Here is a 20,494-nt window from a genome sequence, read left to right as displayed (position 1 = left end):
ACATGGACAAAAAATTTTTAAAAAATAGCTTGGTAATCGCCGTGATGCTCGGTGTGGTTCATATGGAGGTACGTGCGGATACTCATATTGATCATGTGCCTGTCACTCAAACAGCAGAGCAAGCTTATACAGGTAAGCCCATTAGCCTTGAGTTTGCCGATATTCCTGTACGAGCGGTTTTTGATATTTTAGCAGGTTTTACAGGTATTAATATCATCACCGATGATAGTGTGACAGGCAGTATGACCATTCGCTTGATGAATATCCCTTGGGATCAAGCATTTGATGTGATTTTGCAAACACAAAATTTATCAGTATTAAAGCATGGTAATGTATGGCTGATCAGCTCAAAATCTATCCAATCCAATCAGCCGACAATAACCGAATACATTCGTCTAAACTATGCACTTGCCGATGATGTGGCAACACTCATCATGGGCGAAAAAACCCAGCGTGGTAATGTCAATCGAACCAATCACCGTGATGTTATTTATCCTGAAGCACCATTATCACGGGCCTATAATACCCAGACTGATGAACTTATTACCACCGCTGTGCGTGGGACATTACTGTCTGAGCGTGGCACAGTGACGGTGGATAAGCGTACCAATACTTTAATTATCCAAGATGTGCCTGCAAGCGTTGCCAATATCAAGGCACTGATTGAGCGTATTGATATCCCTGTTGAACAAGTGATGATTGAAGCTAGAATTGTTTCTGCTAATGAAAATTTTGGGCGAAAGCTTGGCGTAAGTTTTGGGGCGCATGGTCAAAATGGTAAAGTGCATTATGGCGGCTCTCAGGGAAGTTTGTGGACAATGCGGCAAGAGGGTGTGGCGGCAGGTGGTCATCAAAACAGTCATCTGAATGTTGATTTGGGCGTAGATAATGCCATGGGACGCATTGCTTTTGGGCTGTTAAATTTACCTGATATCATTTTAGATTTAGAACTCTCCGCCATGCAGGCAGAAAATCAAGGTGAGGTTATCTCAACACCAAAAGTCTTGACGGCTGATAAACAAACCGCGCGTATTTCATCAGGGCTACAAATTCCTTATCAAGAAACCACGCATTCAGGTGCCAGCACAACAAAATTTAAAGAAGCGTCTTTAATTTTGGAGGCGACACCAAATATCACACCTGATGGTAAAATTGGTCTTAAGCTAAATATCAAAAATGGCAATCCAGTACCAACACTTGGTCATATCGCCATCCAAGAAGATGCCATCGAAACGAATGTCATCATCGAAGATGGACAAACCGTCGTTCTTGGTGGTATCTATCGCACCAGCCAGAATGAAGGTGCAAATAAAGTGCCTAGATTGGGTGATATGCCTGTGCTTGGACGATTGTTTCGGCATGATTCCAAAGCGCATGATAAGTCGGAGCTTTTGATTTTTATTACACCCAAATTGGTAAGATAGCTGGCATTATATTGGTCAATAAAATAAATGAAATTTTTATCTAAGTAATCGGTATCTGAATGGTCAATACATAAAAATACTGGTAACAAATTGCCAAACATTGTATGATAAGATAATTTTCATTCATTTTATTAAGTCAAGTTGGCGCATAAATACCCATCATGGCGAATATGTTATATTAATTGGAAAATCACAATGCTTGATGACGATTCGGCTTTCATTGAAGAGGTGATGGTCGAAAAAGCAGGTAATGCCTTATCAAAACAACTACCTGCGATTTTTTTGGTGGGACCTATGGGTGCAGGCAAAACAACGATAGGAAAGCTGCTTGCCAAACATTTGGGGCGTAATTTCATTGATTGCGATTGGTATATCGTTGATCAAACGGGTGCTGATATCCCATGGATTTTTGAAAAAGAAGGTGAGGAAGGCTTTCGAGATCGTGAAACACGCGCACTACAAGAGCTGACCGCACTGCCTAATATTATCATGGCAACAGGTGGTGGGGCGGTTGGACGCACCAAAAATCGAGAACTGCTTAAAAAAGGCTTGGTGATTTATTTAGATGCCAGTGTCGATACACAGCTGGCTCGTACCAAAAAGGATAAAAACCGCCCACTGCTACAGGCACAAAATCCACGAGCAGTACTTGAGTCTTTGTACAAAAAGCGTCATCCGCTGTATCGTGAAGTAGCAGATATCATCATATTGACTGGACGAGCATATCCCAAGCAAATGATCGGAGAGATTTTAGAAGTGCTTGAAAATTATGCTTTGGATCATGCACCCAATAAATTAAAAACCGATCAACACGCTAAGGAAAATTCATGACCCAAGCACCACTTATTGTCAAAACCCAACGCCATGATTATCCCATTTTTATCCGAGCAAGTGATGATCAAATTGACTTGGTTAGCCAAATTATCCCATTTATCACCGCCAAACAAGTCCTTATTGTGACCAATGATGTGGTTGCGCCTTTATATTTGGCACAAATGCAAGAAAGGCTATTATCTGCTGGATTTCATGTTGAGGTATGCGTACTGCCTGATGGCGAGATTTATAAAAATCAAGACAGTATTAATGCAATCTATGATGTGCTACTTGGGGTGCATTTTGCACGAGATTGCACATTGATTGCACTGGGCGGTGGTGTGATTGGTGATATGACAGGATTTGCAGCTGCAAGTTTTATGCGTGGGGTAAATTTTATCCAAGTACCTACCACGCTGCTTGCCCAAGTGGATTCAAGTGTTGGTGGCAAAACGGGCATTAATCATCCATGTGGCAAAAATATGATTGGCGCATTTTGGCAGCCCAGCTGTGTTTTGGCAGATATGACGACATTTCAAACGCTGCCTGAGCGTGAATTTGCAGCAGGCATGGCAGAGGTCATCAAATATGCACTGATTATGGATGATGATTTTTTGATTTGGCTGGAAGAACATGCCGATCAAATCAATGCCAAAGATAGGCATTTACTTGCAGAGATGGTTTATCGCTGCTGTGATTTTAAGGCTCAAATTGTCGCTGCTGATGAGCGTGAATCTGGCAAGCGTGCGTTGTTAAATTTTGGTCATACCTTTGGTCATGTCATTGAGACACATCAAGGATATGGCAAATGGTTACATGGCGAGGCGGTGGCAGCTGGCATGGTGCAAGCTGCCCAAATGTCGTACAGATTGGGTCTAATTCGTGCTTGTGATGTCGAGCGTATTGAAAATATCATTAAAAAATATCATCTGCCGACCAAGCCTCCTAAGATAGATGTCGCACAAGCGCTGGATCTGATGGGGCATGACAAAAAGGTTAAACAAGGTCAAATCCGCTTGGTGCTACTGCGTCGTATCGGTGATGCGTTTGTAACAGCGGATTTTGAGTTATCAGACTTAGAAGCTGTGCTGGCAGGGCAAATAACGACCGCAAGTCTTTTAGTTGATGAATGAGTGGGTAAAATTATGTCAAAAATTCCCATGGTGAATGAAAAGTATTTTCGTCGTCAGGCACTTTATTGGTTGATTGCGGCGGCTATCATGGCAGGCTTGTGGTTGATTGTTTGGTTGACCAGCTCCGTACCAGCAATGATTAATAAACAAAACGCCAATCAAACATCGTCCTATGTTGCGACATTGCCGACCACAATCACAGCGTTAAATGAGCTTGATCATGTTGTTAAGCCCATGGATAATTCGGCACTTGTGCGAGACTTACGCAACTATCCACCTGAATTTAAGGACAAAGTTTATTTTAATGGTATTAGTGGTCGTTATACCATTGAGCTGATGAATGTTACCGAAAATGAAGTTATCGTGGATTATCTAAACAGCCGAGAAGATCGTAACAATTTTGCTTATTTTCGCTATACTGATGCCAATGATAATAAGCGATATGTACTGACTTATGGTAAATTTACCAGTCCAGCTGATGCAGAATCTGCTTTGCAAACCGTAAATTTTAGACTGCCAAAATCAGTGATACAAAAGACCACCAAAATCTCTGAGTTGGTCGCAGTAATGGACAATTATGAATTGGGTCAAGATGTGGTGGATTTGGCAGACTTCCAGCCTCGCCGAGTTCGCCTGCAAGCGACGCGTACCGAAATTCCAGTCAAAGCGGCCACGCCAGCAGATGAAGAATTGGCACGCCTAAGCCGTGAGCGTGCATTACAAACACAAATTTCCCAGCAAACTGAGTCGGTCAGGCAGCCGACTGATTTGGATATCCAAAACGATATCAATCGTTTGTCTAATCAAAGATCTCAAGTCAGCTCTAGCGATTTGCCTATGGCACCAACTGCACGCCCACAGTCACCGCAGCAAACAGCCGATATAGTACCCAAAAATGAAATATCTAAAGGCACTGCACCAACCCAAAGCCATTCGGCAGAGACAGAATCGCAATAAAAGATGGGCAAGGATATCCTATGTCAAATGAATATGCAAAACAGATTTTAAATGCACTTAAGGCAGGCAATGATCGATATGTGGAAAATCTATCAAGTACCAAAAAAACGCCATTATCACCACCAACTTTGGTTAAAGAGCACAAACCCAATGCCATTATTTTGGGGTGTTCAGATGCGCGTGTACCTGTTGAGCTGATTTTTGATCAAGGTTTGGGCGATTTGTTTGTGATTCGGGTTGCTGGTAATGTTGTTGCACCCAGCCAAATTGGTTCAATTGAGTTTGCTGCTGAAAAATTTGGGACACGATTGGTGGTGGTGCTTGGTCATTCGCATTGTGGTGCTGTGACCGCTTGTGTTGAAGCTTTAATCAATCCAGATCAATATTATTCACCAAATTTACAATCTATTGTAGATCGTATCCGCCCCAGTGTGTTAAACTTGCATGAAATTGCGACGGCATCAGGTGATGATGTGGATATGGATGAACTGATTGAACGCTCTGTGCGTGCCAATGTTGGTATGTCAGTTAGTCAAATCAAGTATGGATCGCGTATTTTAGAAGACATGGTCAGACAGGGGGATTTGCTGGTTATTGGTGCTGAATATGATGTCGCCACAGGCAAAGTACATTTTTTAGATGACTGACCAAAAACAAACCCATGATTAATGACAAAAGGAGAGTATGATGAGTATTCAACAACCCAAAAATGCTTTGGCTGCAGAAGGTGTTAAAGACATTCCTGTGCAGTCAGAGGGTTATATTCTTAATCACACCATGCTAAGAATCAAAGACCCAGTTCGATCTTTGGAATTTTATACTGGCATACTTGGTATGACTTTGCTAAAGCACAGTCGTTTTGCTGACAGTGGGTTTGATTTGTACTTTTTGGCCCGATTAACCGAAGATGAACGAGCAAATCTACCTGCTGGTGATGAGCTGAAAGATTTTGTATCACGCCAACGCAGTATTTTGGAGTTGACCCATAATTACGGTACCGAAAATCAGGCAGATTTTAGCTATCATGATGGCAATAGTGAACCACGAGGCTTTGGTCATATCTGTTTTAGCGTACCAAGTTTAAAAGAAGCGGTCGCTTGGTTTGATGAAAATGGCGTAGAATTTAAAAAGCGTCCTGAAGAGGGTACGATGAAAGACATCGCCTTTATCAAAGACCCAGATGGATATTGGATTGAAATTATTGAGATTAATAATAATCGCTAAATAGATGATAACACTAACACAAAAAACGCTGGCATTGTCCAGCGTTTTGATAAGATGGTGTGCTTGGCAGGAATCGAACCCGCGACCTTCAGCTTCGGAGGCTGACACTCTATCCAACTGAGCTACAAGCACAGAAATATTTTTTGGGTGCGTTTGGATGCATAAATATAAACCGCTCAATTGTAGCAAGTTTTTGGGAAAAATGCCACCTAAGCTGATAAAATAATGACAAATTTATGCAATTCTTGCTAAATTTTAACAGATTTTATAAAAAATATGGCTTTTTACCTGCCTTTTCCCTTATAATAATAGGGTGAATTTTATATTGTAGGGATGGTGGCTTTGCACAATGACTTGCACCGCTGTTCGACACCCCCAGAGCGATTGCTCAAGGCTAAAACGAGATGATGACAATGAAAAAAGCTGTTATGTTTTCTGTTGCTGCATTGTTAGCAGTGTCAACAATGGCAACCCAAGCACAAGAAGCTGTCGCACCTGCAGAAACTCAGACTGCTGATGCAACTGAAGTAACTACAGCGGAAGCCCCTGCTCAAGCGGCAGCGCCTGTAGAAGAAGCACCAAAAGAAAGTCCACAGGTTCAAAAGCTTGTGGCGATGTATCCCAATTTGATCGCTCGTATAGCACCTTATGGTAAAGTTTGTTTTGATGGAGAAGAATGTGATATTAATATCACAGTACTTGCACCAGCCGTTGAAGGTCAAGCTCGTGATGGCGAAAGCTTGTATAAAGCCATATGCTCAACTTGCCATGATGCAGGCTTGATTGGCGCACCAAAAATTGGTACCAGCGATTGGGCATCAAGAATCGGTAAAGGTACAGCAACGCTATATAATCATGCCATCAATGGTTTTAATGCGATGCCTGCTCGTGGCGGTGCTGATATCTCTGATGAAGAGGTTCAAAATGCGGTTGATTATATTATCCAGCAGTCAAGCTAAGCCATCATATAAATTATCTATTTAAACTATCCCAAATCATTGTTTGATGATTTGGGATTTTTTATGCCAGTCATTATAAGTCTTGAATGGTAAGCCTTGAAAATTTTACATTTGTCTATATTTATTTATCTTTTGTGGTATTATGATTTGTCTGATCAATCCAAAAGCATCAACCAATGTGCCAAAGCCTAAAATTTGTGATTCATCTTTAGAGTGCCATTATGACAAAAAGCCCAGATTATGCCCAACCAAACATACCCGCCTTGCAACTAAAAGGACTCAGTAAAACCTACCATAATGGTTTTACTGCTCTAAAAGGTATTGATTTGACTGTACCACAAGGTAGTTTTTTTGCGTTACTTGGTCCTAATGGAGCGGGCAAATCAACCACCATCAGTATTATCAGCTCTTTATTTCCCCCTTCTGCTGGGACTGTAGAAATTTTTGGTATTGATTTGGTCAAAAACCCTGCAAAGGCGAAGCAATTTTTGGGTATTGTTCCCCAAGAATTTAATTTTATGCAATTTGAAACAGTACAAGATATTTTAATCAATCAAGCAGGATATTTTGGCATTACCGCTAAAGATGCCAAGCTAAGAGCAGAAGAGTTGCTCAAAGCATTGGGTTTATGGGATAAAAAAGATACGACCGCAAGAATGCTTTCTGGGGGCATGAAACGCCGCTTGATGATAGCTCGTGCATTGATGCATCGCCCCAAATTATTAATTTTAGATGAGCCAACCGCAGGCGTGGACATTGAGCTGCGTCGCTCGATGTGGGAATTTATAGAATGCATTAACCAAGAAGAAAAAACCACGATTATTTTAACGACGCATTATCTTGAGGAAGCTGAGCAGCTGTGTAAATATATCGCTATTTTGGATAAGGGTGAAATTCGTATTAATACCGACATGAAAAGCCTGCTTGCCAGCTTGGATGTTGAAAGCTTTATTTTGGATTTTTCAAGACCATTTGAGCCGCCCATTGTGCTTGAGCAGGTCTTACATTATCAAAAAATTGACACACAAAGCCTTGAGGTCACGCTCAAAAAAGGTGAAAGTTTAAATGATGTCTTTGCACAATTATCCAATCAGGGCGTTCAAATTGCCAGCATGCGTAATAAATCAAATCGTTTAGAGGAGTTGTTTATGAATTTGGTTGAAGAAGGTATCACCAATCAGCTTGGTTAATCATACCTACTTAATTTTGACCAAATCGTTAATAACCACTCATCAGATAACCAGCCAATTTAAGAGTACGCCATGGATTTTAGTAAGCAATCGGTAGCATTTTTCACCATTTTAAAAAAAGAGATTAAAAGAATATTACGGATTTGGCTACAAACTTTATTGCCACCTGTCATTACGATGACTTTGTATTTTGTGGTTTTTGGGCAGATGATCGGTAGTCGCATCGGTGAGATGGGCGGCGTGTCTTATATGCAATTTATCGTCCCAGGCTTGATTATGATGGCGGTGATTACCAATAGCTACTCTAATGTTTTATCAAGTTTTTTTAGTATGAAATTTCAAGGTAGTATTGAAGAGCTTTTGGTTTCTCCACTTTCAAAACATACGATTTTATTAGGCTATGTGGGTGGCGGTGTATTTCGTGGCATTGTCATTGCATTGCTTGTAACGATAGTTGCACAGTTTTTTACTCAGTTGACGGTGGTGAATTTGGGTGTGATGCTGATGACTATCTTAGGTACTTCAGTACTATTTTCAATTGGTGGGTTGATTAATGCGATATTTGCTCGCTCATTTGAGGATATTTCCATTATTCCAAGTTTTGTGCTGACGCCATTGACTTATCTTGGCGGTGTCTTTTATTCGTTAGATAATTTATCATCATTTTGGCAAAATTTATCTTTACTTAACCCTATCGTTTATATGGTGAATGCGTTTCGCTTTGGTATTTTGGGGCATAGTGATGTCAATGTTTGGTGGTCGCTAATTGCAATTTTGGTATTTTGTATTCTGCTTTATGGTTGGGCGTATCGCTTGTTGGTCAATGGGTCGAGACTAAGATTATAATCTATTAACCAAAATTATTAAAAAATAATGAATAAAATCAACAATTTAAAGTATAAACTTAGCTTGAGTGATAAAGGAGCTAAACAATGAGTATTCATGGTGTTTTAGGTGAGACAACAAGTTATCCAAAAAATTATGATGCCAGTATATTATTTGCCATTTCTCGTAGTTTGGGTCGTGATGAAGTTTTAAAACAAACTGGCATTCAAGCTGATCAGCTGACAGATGGCGTGGATGTATGGCAAGCGTTTGAGTTGTCATGGCTAAACTTACAAGGTATTTGTAAAGTTGCGATTGCTCGCATTCGCATTCCTGCCAACTCACCTAATATTGTGGAATCCAAATCATTAAAACTTTATCTAAATAGCTTGAATTTTACCAAATTTGGTGACATGGCAGAGGTTCAAGCACTCATCCAAAAAGACTTGTCGGCTTGTGTGGGGATCAAGGTGAGTGTTGAGATTGTACCACTTGGCGGCAGCGGCTTTGAGGTACAAGAGCCACTGGGTGTCTGTATTGATGAGGTGCTTGATACAGAAGGTGAGGTTATTGCTTGTGATGATATTAATTCAGCGATATTAAGTCAGCCACCTGTGCATCAGATGATGACTTATCAATTTCATACCAATTTATTGCGCTCAAATTGCCCTGTGACCAGCCAGCCAGATTGGGGGACGCTGTCAGTTTCAATCACAACCAACAAAGCCTTAGATTACCAAAAAATCCTAAGATATGTACTTACCTTCCGTCAGCATAATGGTTTTCATGAACAATGCGTTGAGCGTATTTTTGCAGATTTTTTAGTGAATTTTGAGCCATCGGCCTTGATGGTGCAAGCCAACTACACTCGCCGTGGGGGTATTGATATCAATCCTGTCCGTGTGCTAAACCATGCTTTGCCAGCTGTAACCAGACAGGTGCGTCAATGAATGATGGATAAATTTGCTAAATTATTCAAAAACCTTGTCTTTATGACAAGGTTTTTTATAGCACTGATTTTATGATTTAAATTAAAATAATGCCAATAGTTCATCTAGGCTTAGCATTTGCTGATCACCTGTGGCTCGGTTGGTGTATTCGTATTTATTTTCGGCAAGATTTCTTTGTGAAACTACAATACGATGCGGAATACCAATCAATTCAAGGTCAGCAAATTTGACTCCTGCTCGCTCATCACGGTCATCAAGTAATACATTAATACCTCGAGATTTTAGGGTTTGGTATAGCGATTGGGCCTTAGCTTCCGCATCGCCATCTTTGGATTTCATCGGTACGATGGCAACATAAAAAGGAGCGATGCTATCAGCCTTGTCTTCTGGTTCTGCCCAAATGATGCCATTATCATCATGATTTTGTTCAATGGCAGCGGCGATGATACGGCTGACACCAATACCGTAGCAACCCATCATCAAAGTGACAGGTTTGCCTTCTTTTCCAAGGACAGAGCAGTTTAGGGCTTTTGAATATTTATCCCCAAGCTGGAAAATATGACCCACCTCAATCCCTCGCTTGATGCTAATGACACCGTTACCATCAGGAGAAGGATCACCATCAACGACATTACGAATATCAACAATTTGCGTGATGGTGGCATCACGATCCCAGTTCATGCCTGTGGTATGTTTGTGTTCAATATTTGCACCTGACACAAAGTCAGATAATGCCGCCGCCGCACGATCGACATAAACAGGCAGCTGCAAATCGGTACTGATATAGCCTTTGATAAGTCCAATTTCTTTGAGTTCATCTTCGGTTGCCATCGTCAAAGGCGTATGAGCATCGGCAATTTTTTCAGCCTTGATTTCATTGAGCGTGTGGTCACCTCGTAAAACCAAAGCAATAAATTTGGGTGCTTCTGGATTATCTTGGCTATGACGACCTTTGACAATCAGTGTTTTGACGGTTTGGCTGAGAGGAATATTTAGGTGCTCGGCAACCGCTTCACATGTGGTCATATTTGGTGTATCCACATCGGTGCGTGCTTGTGTTGGTGCTGCTCGCTTATCATAACAAACCGCCTCGGCAAGCTCTATATTGGCAGCAAAATCAGAATCGCTTGAGAACGCAATATCATCTTCACCGCTGTCTGCCAACACATGAAACTCATGTGACGCAAAGCCACCAATCGAGCCTGTATCTGCTTGTACGGCTCGAAAATTTAATCCTAAGCGTGTAAAAATGCGGTTGTAGGCATCGTACATGTCTTGATAAGTGTTGGCGAGCGATTCTTTATCAATATGAAAAGAATACGCATCTTTCATGGTAAATTCACGCGCACGCATCACACCAAAACGAGGACGGATTTCATCACGGAATTTGGTTTGAATCTGATAAAAGGTAATCGGCAGCTGCTTGTAGCTTTTAAGCTCATTGCGTGCAATATCAGTAATGACCTCTTCGTGTGTCGGCCCTAGCACAAAATCACGGCTGTGACGGTCTTTGAATCTTAAAAGCTCAGCACCGTAATCCTCCCAGCGTCCAGATTCATGCCACAGCTCTCCTGGCTGGGTAACTGGCATCAAAAGCTCTTGACTATCGATTTTCTCCATTTCCTCTCGGACAATACGCTCAACGCGTTTTAGTACACGCAACCCCATCGGCATCCAAACATACAACCCTGAGGCAAGCTTACGAATCAGACCTGCACGAAGCATCAGCTGGCTTGAGGCAATATCGGCATCATTGGGTGTTTCTTTTAAAGTGGCAAATATAAATTGGCTAGCTTTCATAAAATAACTCTTATAAGATGAAATAATTTAAACAAGATAATTTAAACAAGATAATTGATAATTTGATTTAAAATTAAGGTGTATTTACTGGATTTTATCCAATAAAGTGTGATAAAAATGACAATAAAAGTTTACCTGATTCAGCCAATTTGATGAAAAGATCATACAATCAACGCATGGCACTTCAAAAATCAGCATTCAATGACTTATATTACGGTAAATCTTAGATAATATGCAACAAATTTTTGTTGATTTTGCATACATTTGTAAGCTTTTGTGGTATTTTAAGCACTTATTATTTTCAGCTGTCAAATGTGTTTGGCTGATTGCGTGATTAAGGTGATATGAAACAAGTCAAATTTTGTGGTTTAACACGCCCTCAAGATGTCAGTGCTGCTGTTTGTGCAGGGGCTGATGCGATTGGACTGGTATTTTATCCACCCAGCCCCAGAGCGGTTGATGTCTTACAAGCCAAACAGCTTGTGGCAAATATTCCTGCGTTTGTCAGTGTTGTTGCCCTTGTGGTAAATATCGATGATGATATGCTGATTAAAATTGCCCAAGCAGTCAGCTTTGATATCATTCAGTTTCATGGCGATGAAACGGCGGATGAATGCCAACGGCAGGCGGCACTTGTAAATAAGCGTTGGATTAAAGCCGTGCGTGTTGATGCATTACGCTATGACGCCAAGGGTATTCAAAAGATTATCGATGATTATCATGCCAAAGGTGCTGCATCGATTTTACTGGATGCTTATCACGCTGATAAATTTGGTGGTACAGGCGAGCGTTTTGACTGGTCAATTATTCCAAAACAGTCATCATTACCGATTATTTTAGCGGGTGGCTTGACGCCTAACAATGTTGCACTAACTCGGCAATTGCCAATTTATGCAGTGGATGTTAGCGGTGGCATCGAATTAGCCAAGGGCATCAAAGATTTTGATAAAATGAAAGCTTTTATTGAAGCGGTTAGATAGATTTTGCTTGAAAATAGATGGTGGCTGGATTGGTGGTATCAATCTGCTCAAACCTATGCAAAACTTGCGATTGCATGAGATATTTAAATTGAATAACACCTAATTTAAACGATTAAAAAGGGCAATATATGACAACACAATTTAAGTTTGGACAATATCCTGATATCAATGGATATTTTGGTAGACACGGTGGTCGTTTTGTGTCCGAAACTTTGATGGCGGCACTTGAAGAGCTTGACGAAATTTATCAAACTGCCAAAGCTGACCCTAAGTTTTGGGATGAATTTATGGCGGATTTAACGGACTATGTTGGTCGTCCGACACCGCTATATTTTGCTGAACGCTTGACCCAACAAGTTGGTGGCGCTCAGATTTTTTTTAAGCGTGAGGATTTAAACCATACAGGTGCCCATAAAGTCAATAATACCATCGGTCAAGCATTGCTCGCCAAACTGGTGGGCAAAAAACGCATTATCGCTGAAACAGGTGCAGGACAACATGGCGTTGCAACCGCTACCATTGCCGCACGCCTTGGCTTGGAATGCGTGGTTTATATGGGTGCAGATGATGTTGAGCGTCAAAAGATGAATGTATATCGCATGCGCCTTTTGGGGGCAACTGTTGTGCCTGTTACTTCAGGTTCTCGCACCTTAAAAGATGCCATGAATGAGGCGATGCGTGATTGGGTGGCAAATGTTGACACCACTTATTATATCATTGGTACAGTCGCAGGCCCGCACCCATATCCGATGCTTGTGCGTGATTTTCAGGCGATTATTGGTCGTGAGGCACGCATACAACATTTACAAAAAACAGGCCGCTTGCCTGATGCATTGGTTGCATGTGTTGGTGGCGGTTCCAATGCCATTGGGCTATTTTATGATTTTTTAAATGATCATGAGGTGGTGATGTATGGTGTGGAAGCCAATGGGTTAGGCATTGATACACCCAATCACGCCGCTCCTTTGCAGGCTGGGCGTGTCGGTGTATTGCACGGCAACCGAACTTATCTAATGGCAGATGATGATGGTCAAATTCTAGGTACGCATTCGATTTCGGCAGGTTTAGATTATCCAGGTGTTGGCCCTGAACACAGCTTTTTAAAAGATATTGAGCGTGTTCATTATGTCGGTGTAACGGATGACGAGGCATTACACGCCTTTAAAGAAGTGACTTCAAAGGAGGGTATCATTCCAGCACTTGAAAGCTCACATGCGGTAGCTTATGGGCTAAAATTGGCGGCGACCATGAAGCCTGAGCAATCAATGATTATTAATATGTCAGGTCGTGGTGATAAAGATTTACATACGGTTATGGCAAAAGATGGCATGCAAATTGATTAAGCCACCCAAGCGACCGATAGCGAATGATTTGATGAGAATATGATGAAAACAAGAATTGAAATGACTTTTGAGACATTGCGTCAAGCGGGCAAAAAAGCCCTGATTCCTTATATCATGGCAGGCGACCCATGTCCTGATGTGACGGTTGATTTAATGCATAAGCTTGTTGAGCATGGTGCGGATATTATTGAGGTGGGGTTGCCTTTTAGCGACCCGATGGCAGATGGTCCCATCATTGCCCATGCTGCCGAAAGAGCATTGGCGGCAGGCGTTAGCACTCGTGATGCACTAAATATGATTGCTAAATTTCGTCAAACCAACCAAACAACGCCTGTTTTAGTCATGGGTTATTTAAACCCTGTTGAAATCATTGGTTATGATAATTTTGCTAATTTGTGTGCTGATGCTGGCGTTGATGCAATTTTGATGGTGGATTTACCGCCCAACGAAGCAGATGGCTATGCAAAATCACTGACCGAGCGTACCGATCATCCCATGAATCAAATTTTTTTGCTGGCACCAACCACAAAATCAGATCGCCGTACCAAGGTTATCGAAAACTGTAGTGGGTTTATTTATTATGTATCACTCAAAGGTGTCACAGGTTCAGGTGCGCTTGATGTCGCAGCCGTGCGTGAGCAGGTAGCAAAAATTAAGCAACAAACCACAATACCTGTGTGTGTGGGCTTTGGGATTCGTGATGGTGATTCAGCCAAGGCATTGGGTGCGGTTGCTGATGGCATCATTGTTGGGTCTGAATTGGTCAAGCATTTTGCTGATTGTGGTCATGATGAACAAAAAATTCAGCAAGCCAAGGCTGGGTTATTAAACAAAATGGATGAGCTTAGAAAATCACTTGACGAGCTTACATCAAGTACCAATTAATATTAAATTAACTTTAACAAGTTATTTAGTTTTATCATGATTAAGTGGTGCCAAAAATTTACAAAGTTTGGTTGATGAGTTTGGTTTATAATAAATGCATCATAAGACCAAAGAGTGATTGGGTAAATAGTGTTTGCCAAAATTAATTTACAAGTGTAAACTATATGCCGTATTGGGTGGATACCCAAGTATGTTTAAAGGATGAATTATGAGTCAAACCCAACCGACAGAGCCAGTTATTTGGCTAAAGCGTGAAGTACCGGGCGTTAAACGCACAACCGTTCCGACACTAACGGCTGTTGAAACTGAGCCATCAACCGAATGCCCAAACTGCCATGCACTGATTACCAATACCGCATTAATCTTAAATCAGTATGTATGCCCTGAATGTGATCATCATTTGACCATGACGGCTCGCCAGCGTTTGGAGTGGTTTTTAAGTAGTGTAGAAACAGAGCTTGGTCAAGAATTTATAACAGGCAACCCATTAAATTTTATTGATTCTAAGCCATATCCTGAACGTATGAAAGAAGCTCAAAATAAGACGGGTGAGTCTGAAGGCTTGGTGGTCATGGCAGGCAAGCTTAAACATTTGGATATCATTGCTTGTGCGTTTGATTTTCGGTTTATGGGCGGTTCGATGGGTTCTGTCGTGGGCGACCGCTTTGTACAAGCCGCCGAAAAAGCCTTGACAGAGAACAAGCCTTTGGTATGCTTTGCTGCCTCAGGTGGGGCTCGTATGCAAGAAGGCTTATTATCACTGATGCAAATGGCCCGCACTTCAGCAGCTATTGAAAGATTGAGGCTGGCAGGCGTACCTTATGTGGTTATTTTGACCAACCCTGTCTATGGTGGTGTGACAGCATCTTTGGCAATGCTTGGCGATGTACATATCGCCGAACCTAAAGCAATGATTGGCTTTGCAGGTAAGCGAGTGATTGAGCAGACTGTGCGAGAAGTGCTGGGTGAGCCTTTTCAGCGTGCTGAGTTTTTGCTTGAAAAAGGTACGGTGGATATGGTGGTGCATCGCCATGAGCTTATCAATACCACGCATCGTATTTTAGCAAAACTAACAAAATCTGCCGTTTAGCCTTCACTTAAATTTGATGCATTAAAGACGCTTTGTGGGCGTCTTTTTTATTATCAAAAGATCATCTTGAATAATGAATTGTATCTTGATAGAATTACTTCTTATTTGTAAATGAAAACTGGTTATGGAGAATCTTATGCATATAAAAATGGCTATGATGGTAAGCTTATTAAGTTTGGGTTTATTAAGTCAAAATACATACGCACAAACGCCCAGCGATGAATCGATCGCTCAGTGGGCGCGGATTACTGATTTTAAAAATGATTTTGAGCAAGGCGTGGTAATTGGCTATATCAACTCTGCTAAAACAAGAATCTTATTATCCATTAAAAAAGCTTATCCTGATGCCACGGCTGAACAAATTGCCGCTGCCGATCAGCTAATTGAAGATATGCTTAAGCAACCCGCCGAACGAGTTTCTGAAAACCCACACTTTTATCAGAAAGTGCAACAAGTATTTAATAAGACGGTAAAACAGCATTTCACGCAACAACAGATGGATGCTTTGATTGAGTTTTATAGTTCACCAATAGGTAAAAGTATACACAAAAAACAAATGGCGTTTAATCGAGATCTCATAAATAGCTTATCAAATATCGTCATGGAGATGGATGAATTGGGTACGCCCAAAGAAGAGCTTGAAGCGATATATGATAAATTGTTCCCGCAATTACATCAAATTTTTGAAAAATAAAGTCACACTACTGCCTTGAATAAAATCCTCCAACCCTGAGTGATTTTTGTTTTAAAAGCCCACCAAACCAAGTACAATAGCCTAAAGTATTTGGGAATCATAATTATGACAAGAACTTTAAGCCAGTGGCTAGAATATATTGGCGGCATTCATGTGTCTGCCATTGATATGGGGCTTGAGCGGGTGCTGCCTGTGGCAAGTTATTTGGGCATTATCCCGATAAAGACCCAACAAGATCAGACGGACAAAAAACCAATCATTTTTACTGTCGCAGGCACCAACGGCAAAGGCTCAACCACGAAAACTATCGCTGCCATTTGTGAAGCTTGTGGTCTAAAAACAGCACTGTATCAGTCGCCACATTTGGTATCTTTTACAGAACGCATTTGTATTAATGGCAATGAAATTAGTGAAAGTGATTTGGTGGCAGCGTTTGAGGCGGTAGAAAATGCACGAGTGGCCAAAAATGTCACGCTGTCATTTTTTGAGATGACGACTTTGGCGGCATTTTGGCATTTTAATCAAAAAAAATGTGATGTTTGGGTACTAGAAATTGGGCTTGGTGGGCGATTGGATGTGGTTAATATCATCAATCCTGATGTGGCAGTGATTACCAATATTGGTATTGACCATGTGGATTGGTTGGGTGATGACATTGAGCGTATCGGTCAAGAAAAAGCAGGTATCATTCGAGAAAATATTCCTGTCATCTTGGGTGCAAGGCAGCTACCAAATAGTGTGCATGAGCTTGCAAATCGTTTGACAAAGCATGTGCATCAGCTGGGTGTCAATTATGATTATATGGAGCAAGGTGAGACATGGATTTTTTCAAATGCAGCGTTAACCATACAATTACCCAAACCAAAATTATCGTTACAAAATGCTGTTAATGCTGTTGCAGCAGTGCTAGAAAGTGGGATAAAAATTCATTTAGATAGCGTGATAGACGGACTTCATCAGGTACAACTGGCAGGGCGATTTGATCGGCGTATCATTAATGATCGGCATTGGATATTTGATGTGGCACATAATTCACATGGGATAAGATTTTTTTTGGCACAATGGGCTGATGAATGGCATAAACACAAAAAAATATATCCGGATGCTAAGCTTAAGGTCATATTTTCAATGTTGGGCGATAAAGATGTTGATGCGGTTCTTGAGGTGATTAAAGCTGCCCTTGATGATAAAAAAATAAGCATCCATGATTGGTCTGTCGCCGCAATTAATCATCCTCGTGCGATGGATTTACAGACGCTTTTGGGCCATGTTCATACGCATATCCAGCCATCAAACCTTAAAATATACCAAGATTTAGCACAAGCTGCCCAAAGTGTCTCAACCGATGCCAGCACCCAAGATTTGATTGTGGTTTTTGGCTCTTTTCACACCATCAGCGAAACTTTGGTGGCGTTATTGGGCAGACCGTATTAGGACATCAATCAGCTTTTATGTACTGGTCATTTAGACAAGTGTGATTGTTATCGCTTTGGGCAGTAATCATAATGCCAAAAATAATAGCGTATGCAAGATTTACGCTATTATTTTGGTAGATAGTGATGCTATCCTGCTCTGCCATCAATACGAGGTGTTCGCCATATATTCATGTAGCTGACGCTAAGCAAGAAAAAGGCTATCAACCATAATATTTGTGTGTGAATGATCCATATTACCAGATGTTGTGGCATAAGCCACGGTAAAATCACACGAAAAACTGTTGCCACGCTTAATAAACTGATAGCCCAAGGCACTGTTTTTGGTGGTTGATGGATGCTACGCCCTGAGTGTCCAAGGCTGACGCGTGCCATCATAGAAAGACTGAGTATGCCAATGCCGCCAACTGCCATCATATGCATTGCTAATGAATTGGTGATGCCAAATTGGAAAATTCGCAAAAAATACATGAGCTGCCCAAATACAATGCAGGCCATCGAAATAAACATACTCCAGAGCAAAGGTTTTTTCCAAATCCCTCGCGTATACCACCCTTGAAGCCGCCAAGCTTGTACTAATGCACAAACCAACGCACATAAACTGGCAAGCAGCTGCTGTGAGGCAAAAACCTCAAGCAAGAAGAAAATCACGAAACTAATCAAGCTGATGCGATCGATGTAGTGATTATTGCGTGGTTCAAACGCATAGCCCACACCCCGTGAGATAAAAAAAGGCGTTACCCGCCTTCCTATGGTAAGGACAAGACCGATAATCACAAAAGCCCCTAAATAAAGTGCATAATACCAACCAATGTGCCAGCCTAATGTTGCTGCAAGACAGAATAAATTTGCAATCAGCATTAGGATAATTTTTGATAAAATGCCCATTTGTCGCCATTGTTTGGTTTTTATCACAGGCTTTGTAATACTTATTAAAAATAAAATCGTAAATACAATATCTGCCAATACACCTAGCCATAAAAACTGTGGTAAAACAATGAAAATAATGCGTGCAAATAACCACGGCAACCAAATAAGATAAAGTTGTTGTCCGCTCGGCATGGTTTTTCCTGTCCAGTTACCAACAGCGGTCAATAAAAATCCTGCCACAACTGCCATTGAGTAGCCAAAAACCATTTCATGACCATGCCAATATTGCGGTGCAATGCTCATATGGGCACTAAACACGCCGCCACGATATACAAATAGCCAAAGCACCATACTAATCACAGCATATACCGCCGCACTTGCAAAAAATATTCGGAAACCCAAATTAAAAATTGCTCGATCTGCCAGATTCGGAAGCATTTTATTCATCAAAAAATCCTTACTCGCCAAATTTTTGATTTAAATTCATCATATATATGATTTAAATCATAAGTATATTATAGTCAATTCATTTCAAAATAACACATGATTTTAAAATTAATTATCATATGACATTCATCTAAGAGGTTTGATAGAATCAAAGGTATTTTGATAAGATTGATGATAAAATAAAATATTTTGGTGGCAGATTGGTCATATCACACAAATTTTATCCATGATAATCTTGACAATTTGATAAAAAAACTATATTTTTAATGGTTTGGGATAAAATTAGCCTTATGATTACACATGCAAATTCTATCCATAAAGTCAATAACAGGTCGGTGGTTTGGTTATGATTTCTAAACAAATTGTATTGGGCATTACGCTGGTCATTGGTAGCGGCGTGGCTTTTTTTGCCTTGGCAAAAAATGACACTCAAACAACCAAATCAGTACAAACGCCCCAGCAGATACCAAGTGATACCAAGGTGGCAAAACCTGTGGTTCAGCCTTTGACGGCAGATATAGCTACCGAAGAAAAGCTACTTGCCGAAAAGCAGCGTGTGCGTGAAGCACATACGCTTCAAATGCAAAAGCAAGCGGCTGCCTTGCTTGAAGAACAAAATAATGCACGCAAACAAGCACTTGAAAAAGCCAGTGCCGAAGCTAATGGACGCATGACGAACGATACCCAAACAGTTTCAGCGGACAGTGCTGCCAAAAGTGAGTTGATCGCAGCACCAACAGTTCAGACACGCCCCGAAGCAATCGAAGCTGCCCGTAAGGCCGAAGAAGCCAAAAAGGCTGCTGAGATGCTTAAGAACTCTGAACAAGAAACAAAGGATGAAAAAGCCAAAACCGCTGATAAACCCACCGAAAATAAAGCTGAAAATAAAAAAGAGAATAAAAACACCCAAACCAAAGCACCTGCGAAGGCGGGTACTCACGATGTTCAGCGTGGTGAAACTTGGCAGGGTATTGCGAATCGTTACGGCATTTCGGTTGCCGCCTTGGTTGAAGCTAATGGCGTGACACGCAATGATGTTTTAAGAGCAGAGCGTCGTATCAAGATACCATCTGCATCTCAAATAGCTCGTTTGGAGCGTGATAATAAAGCCAGAGAATCCGCATCTAAAGACGGTAATAAAAAATCTGACAATCAGCCTCAATCTAAGACAGATAAAAAAACTGAATCAAAATCTCAAAGTTCCCAAACATCTGAGCGGTACATGGTTCAAGTGGCAATCTCTCCAGATAAAGATCGGGTTGATGAGGTGGTTAAAAAGTATCGTGATGCTGGCTATAAAGTCACAACCAGCAATACAAGTCGTGGGTTGCGTATCTTGGTTGGTAACGAAAAAACAGAAGAAGAAGCAAAAGCACTGCGTACTAAGATTGCCGCAGATTCTCGTGTCCCTTCATCGGGTGCTTTTGTGCATAAAGCCCAATAATCATAAGATACGCTGGGTAAATTGTCCTGTCAA

General features: G+C 41.1%; 19 protein-coding genes and 1 tRNA gene. 17 read left to right on the top strand and 3 right to left on the bottom strand.

Features of this window, described 5'->3' with window-relative positions; translation table 11 throughout:
* Positions 1–2: 2 nt before the first annotated feature.
* The 6 genes from A4U55_RS03115 to gloA all read left to right on the top strand — a co-directional run bounded on the left by A4U55_RS03115 (position 3) and on the right by gloA (position 5,551).
* On the top strand, positions 3–1,424 hold the full coding sequence (locus A4U55_RS03115) for a type IV pilus secretin PilQ (RefSeq protein ID WP_003673336.1): 1,422 nt from the start codon (positions 3–5) through the stop codon (positions 1,422–1,424).
* A gap of 231 nt (positions 1,425–1,655) precedes the next feature.
* On the top strand, positions 1,656–2,255 hold the full coding sequence (locus A4U55_RS03110; protein WP_371258030.1) for a shikimate kinase: 600 nt from the start codon (positions 1,656–1,658) through the stop codon (positions 2,253–2,255).
* A complete protein-coding gene (gene aroB, locus A4U55_RS03105; RefSeq protein ID WP_003657652.1) occupies positions 2,252–3,370 on the top strand; it encodes a 3-dehydroquinate synthase in 1,119 nt (372 codons plus the stop codon). The genes A4U55_RS03110 and aroB overlap by 4 nt, the downstream gene beginning before the upstream one ends.
* A gap of 12 nt (positions 3,371–3,382) precedes the next feature.
* Entirely contained in the window at positions 3,383–4,327 is a 945-nt protein-coding gene (locus A4U55_RS03100; protein ID WP_003660376.1) for a hypothetical protein, read from the top strand.
* A gap of 20 nt (positions 4,328–4,347) precedes the next feature.
* Entirely contained in the window at positions 4,348–4,974 is a 627-nt protein-coding gene (locus A4U55_RS03095) for a carbonic anhydrase (RefSeq protein ID WP_003657650.1), read from the top strand.
* 40 nt (positions 4,975–5,014) lie between these two features.
* Positions 5,015–5,551, top strand: coding sequence for a lactoylglutathione lyase (gene gloA, locus A4U55_RS03090; protein ID WP_003660374.1), 537 nt, complete (start codon positions 5,015–5,017; stop codon positions 5,549–5,551).
* A 55-nt stretch (positions 5,552–5,606) separates the two neighbouring features.
* Here the strand turns inward: gloA and A4U55_RS03085 are convergent.
* Positions 5,607–5,683: transfer RNA gene (locus tag A4U55_RS03085), tRNA-Arg, on the bottom strand.
* Between the two features lie 272 nt (positions 5,684–5,955).
* Between A4U55_RS03085 and A4U55_RS03080 the strand changes: the two genes are divergently transcribed.
* From A4U55_RS03080 to queF, 4 genes are all read left to right on the top strand, one after another.
* Entirely contained in the window at positions 5,956–6,510 is a 555-nt protein-coding gene (locus A4U55_RS03080) for a c-type cytochrome (RefSeq protein ID WP_003657648.1), read from the top strand.
* A gap of 221 nt (positions 6,511–6,731) precedes the next feature.
* The gene (locus tag A4U55_RS03075) at positions 6,732–7,700 is read left to right on the top strand and encodes an ABC transporter ATP-binding protein (protein WP_003670175.1); all 969 of its coding nucleotides are present in this window, start codon (positions 6,732–6,734) and stop codon (positions 7,698–7,700) included.
* A gap of 72 nt (positions 7,701–7,772) precedes the next feature.
* Positions 7,773–8,546, top strand: a complete 774-nt coding sequence (locus tag A4U55_RS03070) for an ABC transporter permease (RefSeq protein ID WP_003657646.1) — start codon at positions 7,773–7,775, stop codon at positions 8,544–8,546.
* An 86-nt stretch (positions 8,547–8,632) separates the two neighbouring features.
* Positions 8,633–9,475 (top strand): NADPH-dependent 7-cyano-7-deazaguanine reductase QueF, encoded by an 843-nt coding sequence (gene queF / locus A4U55_RS03065; RefSeq protein WP_003657645.1) that lies wholly within the window; start codon positions 8,633–8,635, stop codon positions 9,473–9,475.
* Positions 9,476–9,556: 81 nt separating this feature from the next.
* On the opposite strand, the gene A4U55_RS03060 is transcribed toward queF, so the two are convergent.
* Positions 9,557–11,275 (bottom strand): proline--tRNA ligase, encoded by a 1,719-nt coding sequence (locus A4U55_RS03060; protein ID WP_063453993.1) that lies wholly within the window; start codon positions 11,273–11,275, stop codon positions 9,557–9,559.
* A 344-nt stretch (positions 11,276–11,619) separates the two neighbouring features.
* Between A4U55_RS03060 and A4U55_RS03055 the strand changes: the two genes are divergently transcribed.
* The 6 genes from A4U55_RS03055 (at position 11,620) to A4U55_RS03030 (ending at position 17,701) form a co-directional block, all read left to right on the top strand.
* Positions 11,620–12,255, top strand: coding sequence for a phosphoribosylanthranilate isomerase (locus tag A4U55_RS03055; RefSeq protein WP_003660372.1), 636 nt, complete (start codon positions 11,620–11,622; stop codon positions 12,253–12,255).
* A gap of 128 nt (positions 12,256–12,383) precedes the next feature.
* On the top strand, positions 12,384–13,598 hold the full coding sequence (gene trpB, locus A4U55_RS03050) for a tryptophan synthase subunit beta (RefSeq protein ID WP_063453992.1): 1,215 nt from the start codon (positions 12,384–12,386) through the stop codon (positions 13,596–13,598).
* Positions 13,599–13,640: 42 nt separating this feature from the next.
* Positions 13,641–14,483 (top strand): tryptophan synthase subunit alpha, encoded by an 843-nt coding sequence (gene trpA / locus A4U55_RS03045; protein WP_003667672.1) that lies wholly within the window; start codon positions 13,641–13,643, stop codon positions 14,481–14,483.
* A gap of 208 nt (positions 14,484–14,691) precedes the next feature.
* Complete coding sequence (gene accD / locus A4U55_RS03040; protein ID WP_003657638.1) at positions 14,692–15,573, top strand: acetyl-CoA carboxylase, carboxyltransferase subunit beta; 882 nt, start codon at positions 14,692–14,694, stop codon at positions 15,571–15,573.
* Positions 15,574–15,709: 136 nt separating this feature from the next.
* On the top strand, positions 15,710–16,267 hold the full coding sequence (locus tag A4U55_RS03035) for a DUF2059 domain-containing protein (RefSeq protein WP_003657637.1): 558 nt from the start codon (positions 15,710–15,712) through the stop codon (positions 16,265–16,267).
* A gap of 105 nt (positions 16,268–16,372) precedes the next feature.
* The gene (locus A4U55_RS03030; protein WP_063453991.1) at positions 16,373–17,701 is read left to right on the top strand and encodes a bifunctional folylpolyglutamate synthase/dihydrofolate synthase; all 1,329 of its coding nucleotides are present in this window, start codon (positions 16,373–16,375) and stop codon (positions 17,699–17,701) included.
* Positions 17,702–17,829: 128 nt separating this feature from the next.
* Here the strand turns inward: A4U55_RS03030 and A4U55_RS03025 are convergent, their stop codons facing one another.
* Positions 17,830–19,017, bottom strand: a complete 1,188-nt coding sequence (locus tag A4U55_RS03025; protein ID WP_063453990.1) for an NnrS family protein — start codon at positions 19,015–19,017, stop codon at positions 17,830–17,832.
* A 346-nt stretch (positions 19,018–19,363) separates the two neighbouring features.
* On the opposite strand from A4U55_RS03025, the gene A4U55_RS03020 reads away from it, so the two are divergent.
* A complete protein-coding gene (locus A4U55_RS03020) occupies positions 19,364–20,461 on the top strand; it encodes an SPOR and LysM peptidoglycan-binding domain-containing protein (RefSeq protein ID WP_063453989.1) in 1,098 nt (365 codons plus the stop codon).
* The last annotated feature ends 33 nt before the right edge of the window (positions 20,462–20,494 follow it).

The sequence above is a fragment of the Moraxella catarrhalis genome, from assembly GCF_001632285.1.
In the GTDB taxonomy this organism is placed as follows: Bacteria; Pseudomonadota; Gammaproteobacteria; order Pseudomonadales; family Moraxellaceae; genus Moraxella; species Moraxella catarrhalis.
Note: the sequence above shows the minus strand (reverse complement) of the source record. Positions and strands in the feature narration are given on the sequence as shown.

What these genes read in the sequence shown, in the direction of transcription:
- A4U55_RS03055 (WP_003660372.1), top strand. Translation starts at nt 11,620, where the DNA reads ATGAAACAAGTCAAATTTTGTGGTTTAACACGCCCTCAAGATGTCAGT.
- gloA (WP_003660374.1), top strand. Translation starts at nt 5,015, where the DNA reads ATGAGTATTCAACAACCCAAAAATGCTTTGGCTGCAGAAGGTGTTAAA.
- A4U55_RS03025 (WP_063453990.1), bottom strand. Translation starts at nt 19,017, where the DNA reads ATGAATAAAATGCTTCCGAATCTGGCAGATCGAGCAATTTTTAATTTG.
- trpA (WP_003667672.1), top strand. Translation starts at nt 13,641, where the DNA reads ATGAAAACAAGAATTGAAATGACTTTTGAGACATTGCGTCAAGCGGGC.
- A4U55_RS03110 (WP_371258030.1), top strand. Translation starts at nt 1,656, where the DNA reads ATGGTCGAAAAAGCAGGTAATGCCTTATCAAAACAACTACCTGCGATT.
- accD (WP_003657638.1), top strand. Translation starts at nt 14,692, where the DNA reads ATGAGTCAAACCCAACCGACAGAGCCAGTTATTTGGCTAAAGCGTGAA.
- A4U55_RS03115 (WP_003673336.1), top strand. Translation starts at nt 3, where the DNA reads ATGGACAAAAAATTTTTAAAAAATAGCTTGGTAATCGCCGTGATGCTC.
- A4U55_RS03070 (WP_003657646.1), top strand. Translation starts at nt 7,773, where the DNA reads ATGGATTTTAGTAAGCAATCGGTAGCATTTTTCACCATTTTAAAAAAA.
- aroB (WP_003657652.1), top strand. Translation starts at nt 2,252, where the DNA reads ATGACCCAAGCACCACTTATTGTCAAAACCCAACGCCATGATTATCCC.
- A4U55_RS03035 (WP_003657637.1), top strand. Translation starts at nt 15,710, where the DNA reads ATGCATATAAAAATGGCTATGATGGTAAGCTTATTAAGTTTGGGTTTA.
- A4U55_RS03020 (WP_063453989.1), top strand. Translation starts at nt 19,364, where the DNA reads ATGATTTCTAAACAAATTGTATTGGGCATTACGCTGGTCATTGGTAGC.
- A4U55_RS03060 (WP_063453993.1), bottom strand. Translation starts at nt 11,275, where the DNA reads ATGAAAGCTAGCCAATTTATATTTGCCACTTTAAAAGAAACACCCAAT.
- A4U55_RS03095 (WP_003657650.1), top strand. Translation starts at nt 4,348, where the DNA reads ATGTCAAATGAATATGCAAAACAGATTTTAAATGCACTTAAGGCAGGC.
- A4U55_RS03100 (WP_003660376.1), top strand. Translation starts at nt 3,383, where the DNA reads ATGTCAAAAATTCCCATGGTGAATGAAAAGTATTTTCGTCGTCAGGCA.
- A4U55_RS03075 (WP_003670175.1), top strand. Translation starts at nt 6,732, where the DNA reads ATGACAAAAAGCCCAGATTATGCCCAACCAAACATACCCGCCTTGCAA.
- A4U55_RS03080 (WP_003657648.1), top strand. Translation starts at nt 5,956, where the DNA reads ATGATGACAATGAAAAAAGCTGTTATGTTTTCTGTTGCTGCATTGTTA.
- trpB (WP_063453992.1), top strand. Translation starts at nt 12,384, where the DNA reads ATGACAACACAATTTAAGTTTGGACAATATCCTGATATCAATGGATAT.
- A4U55_RS03030 (WP_063453991.1), top strand. Translation starts at nt 16,373, where the DNA reads ATGACAAGAACTTTAAGCCAGTGGCTAGAATATATTGGCGGCATTCAT.
- queF (WP_003657645.1), top strand. Translation starts at nt 8,633, where the DNA reads ATGAGTATTCATGGTGTTTTAGGTGAGACAACAAGTTATCCAAAAAAT.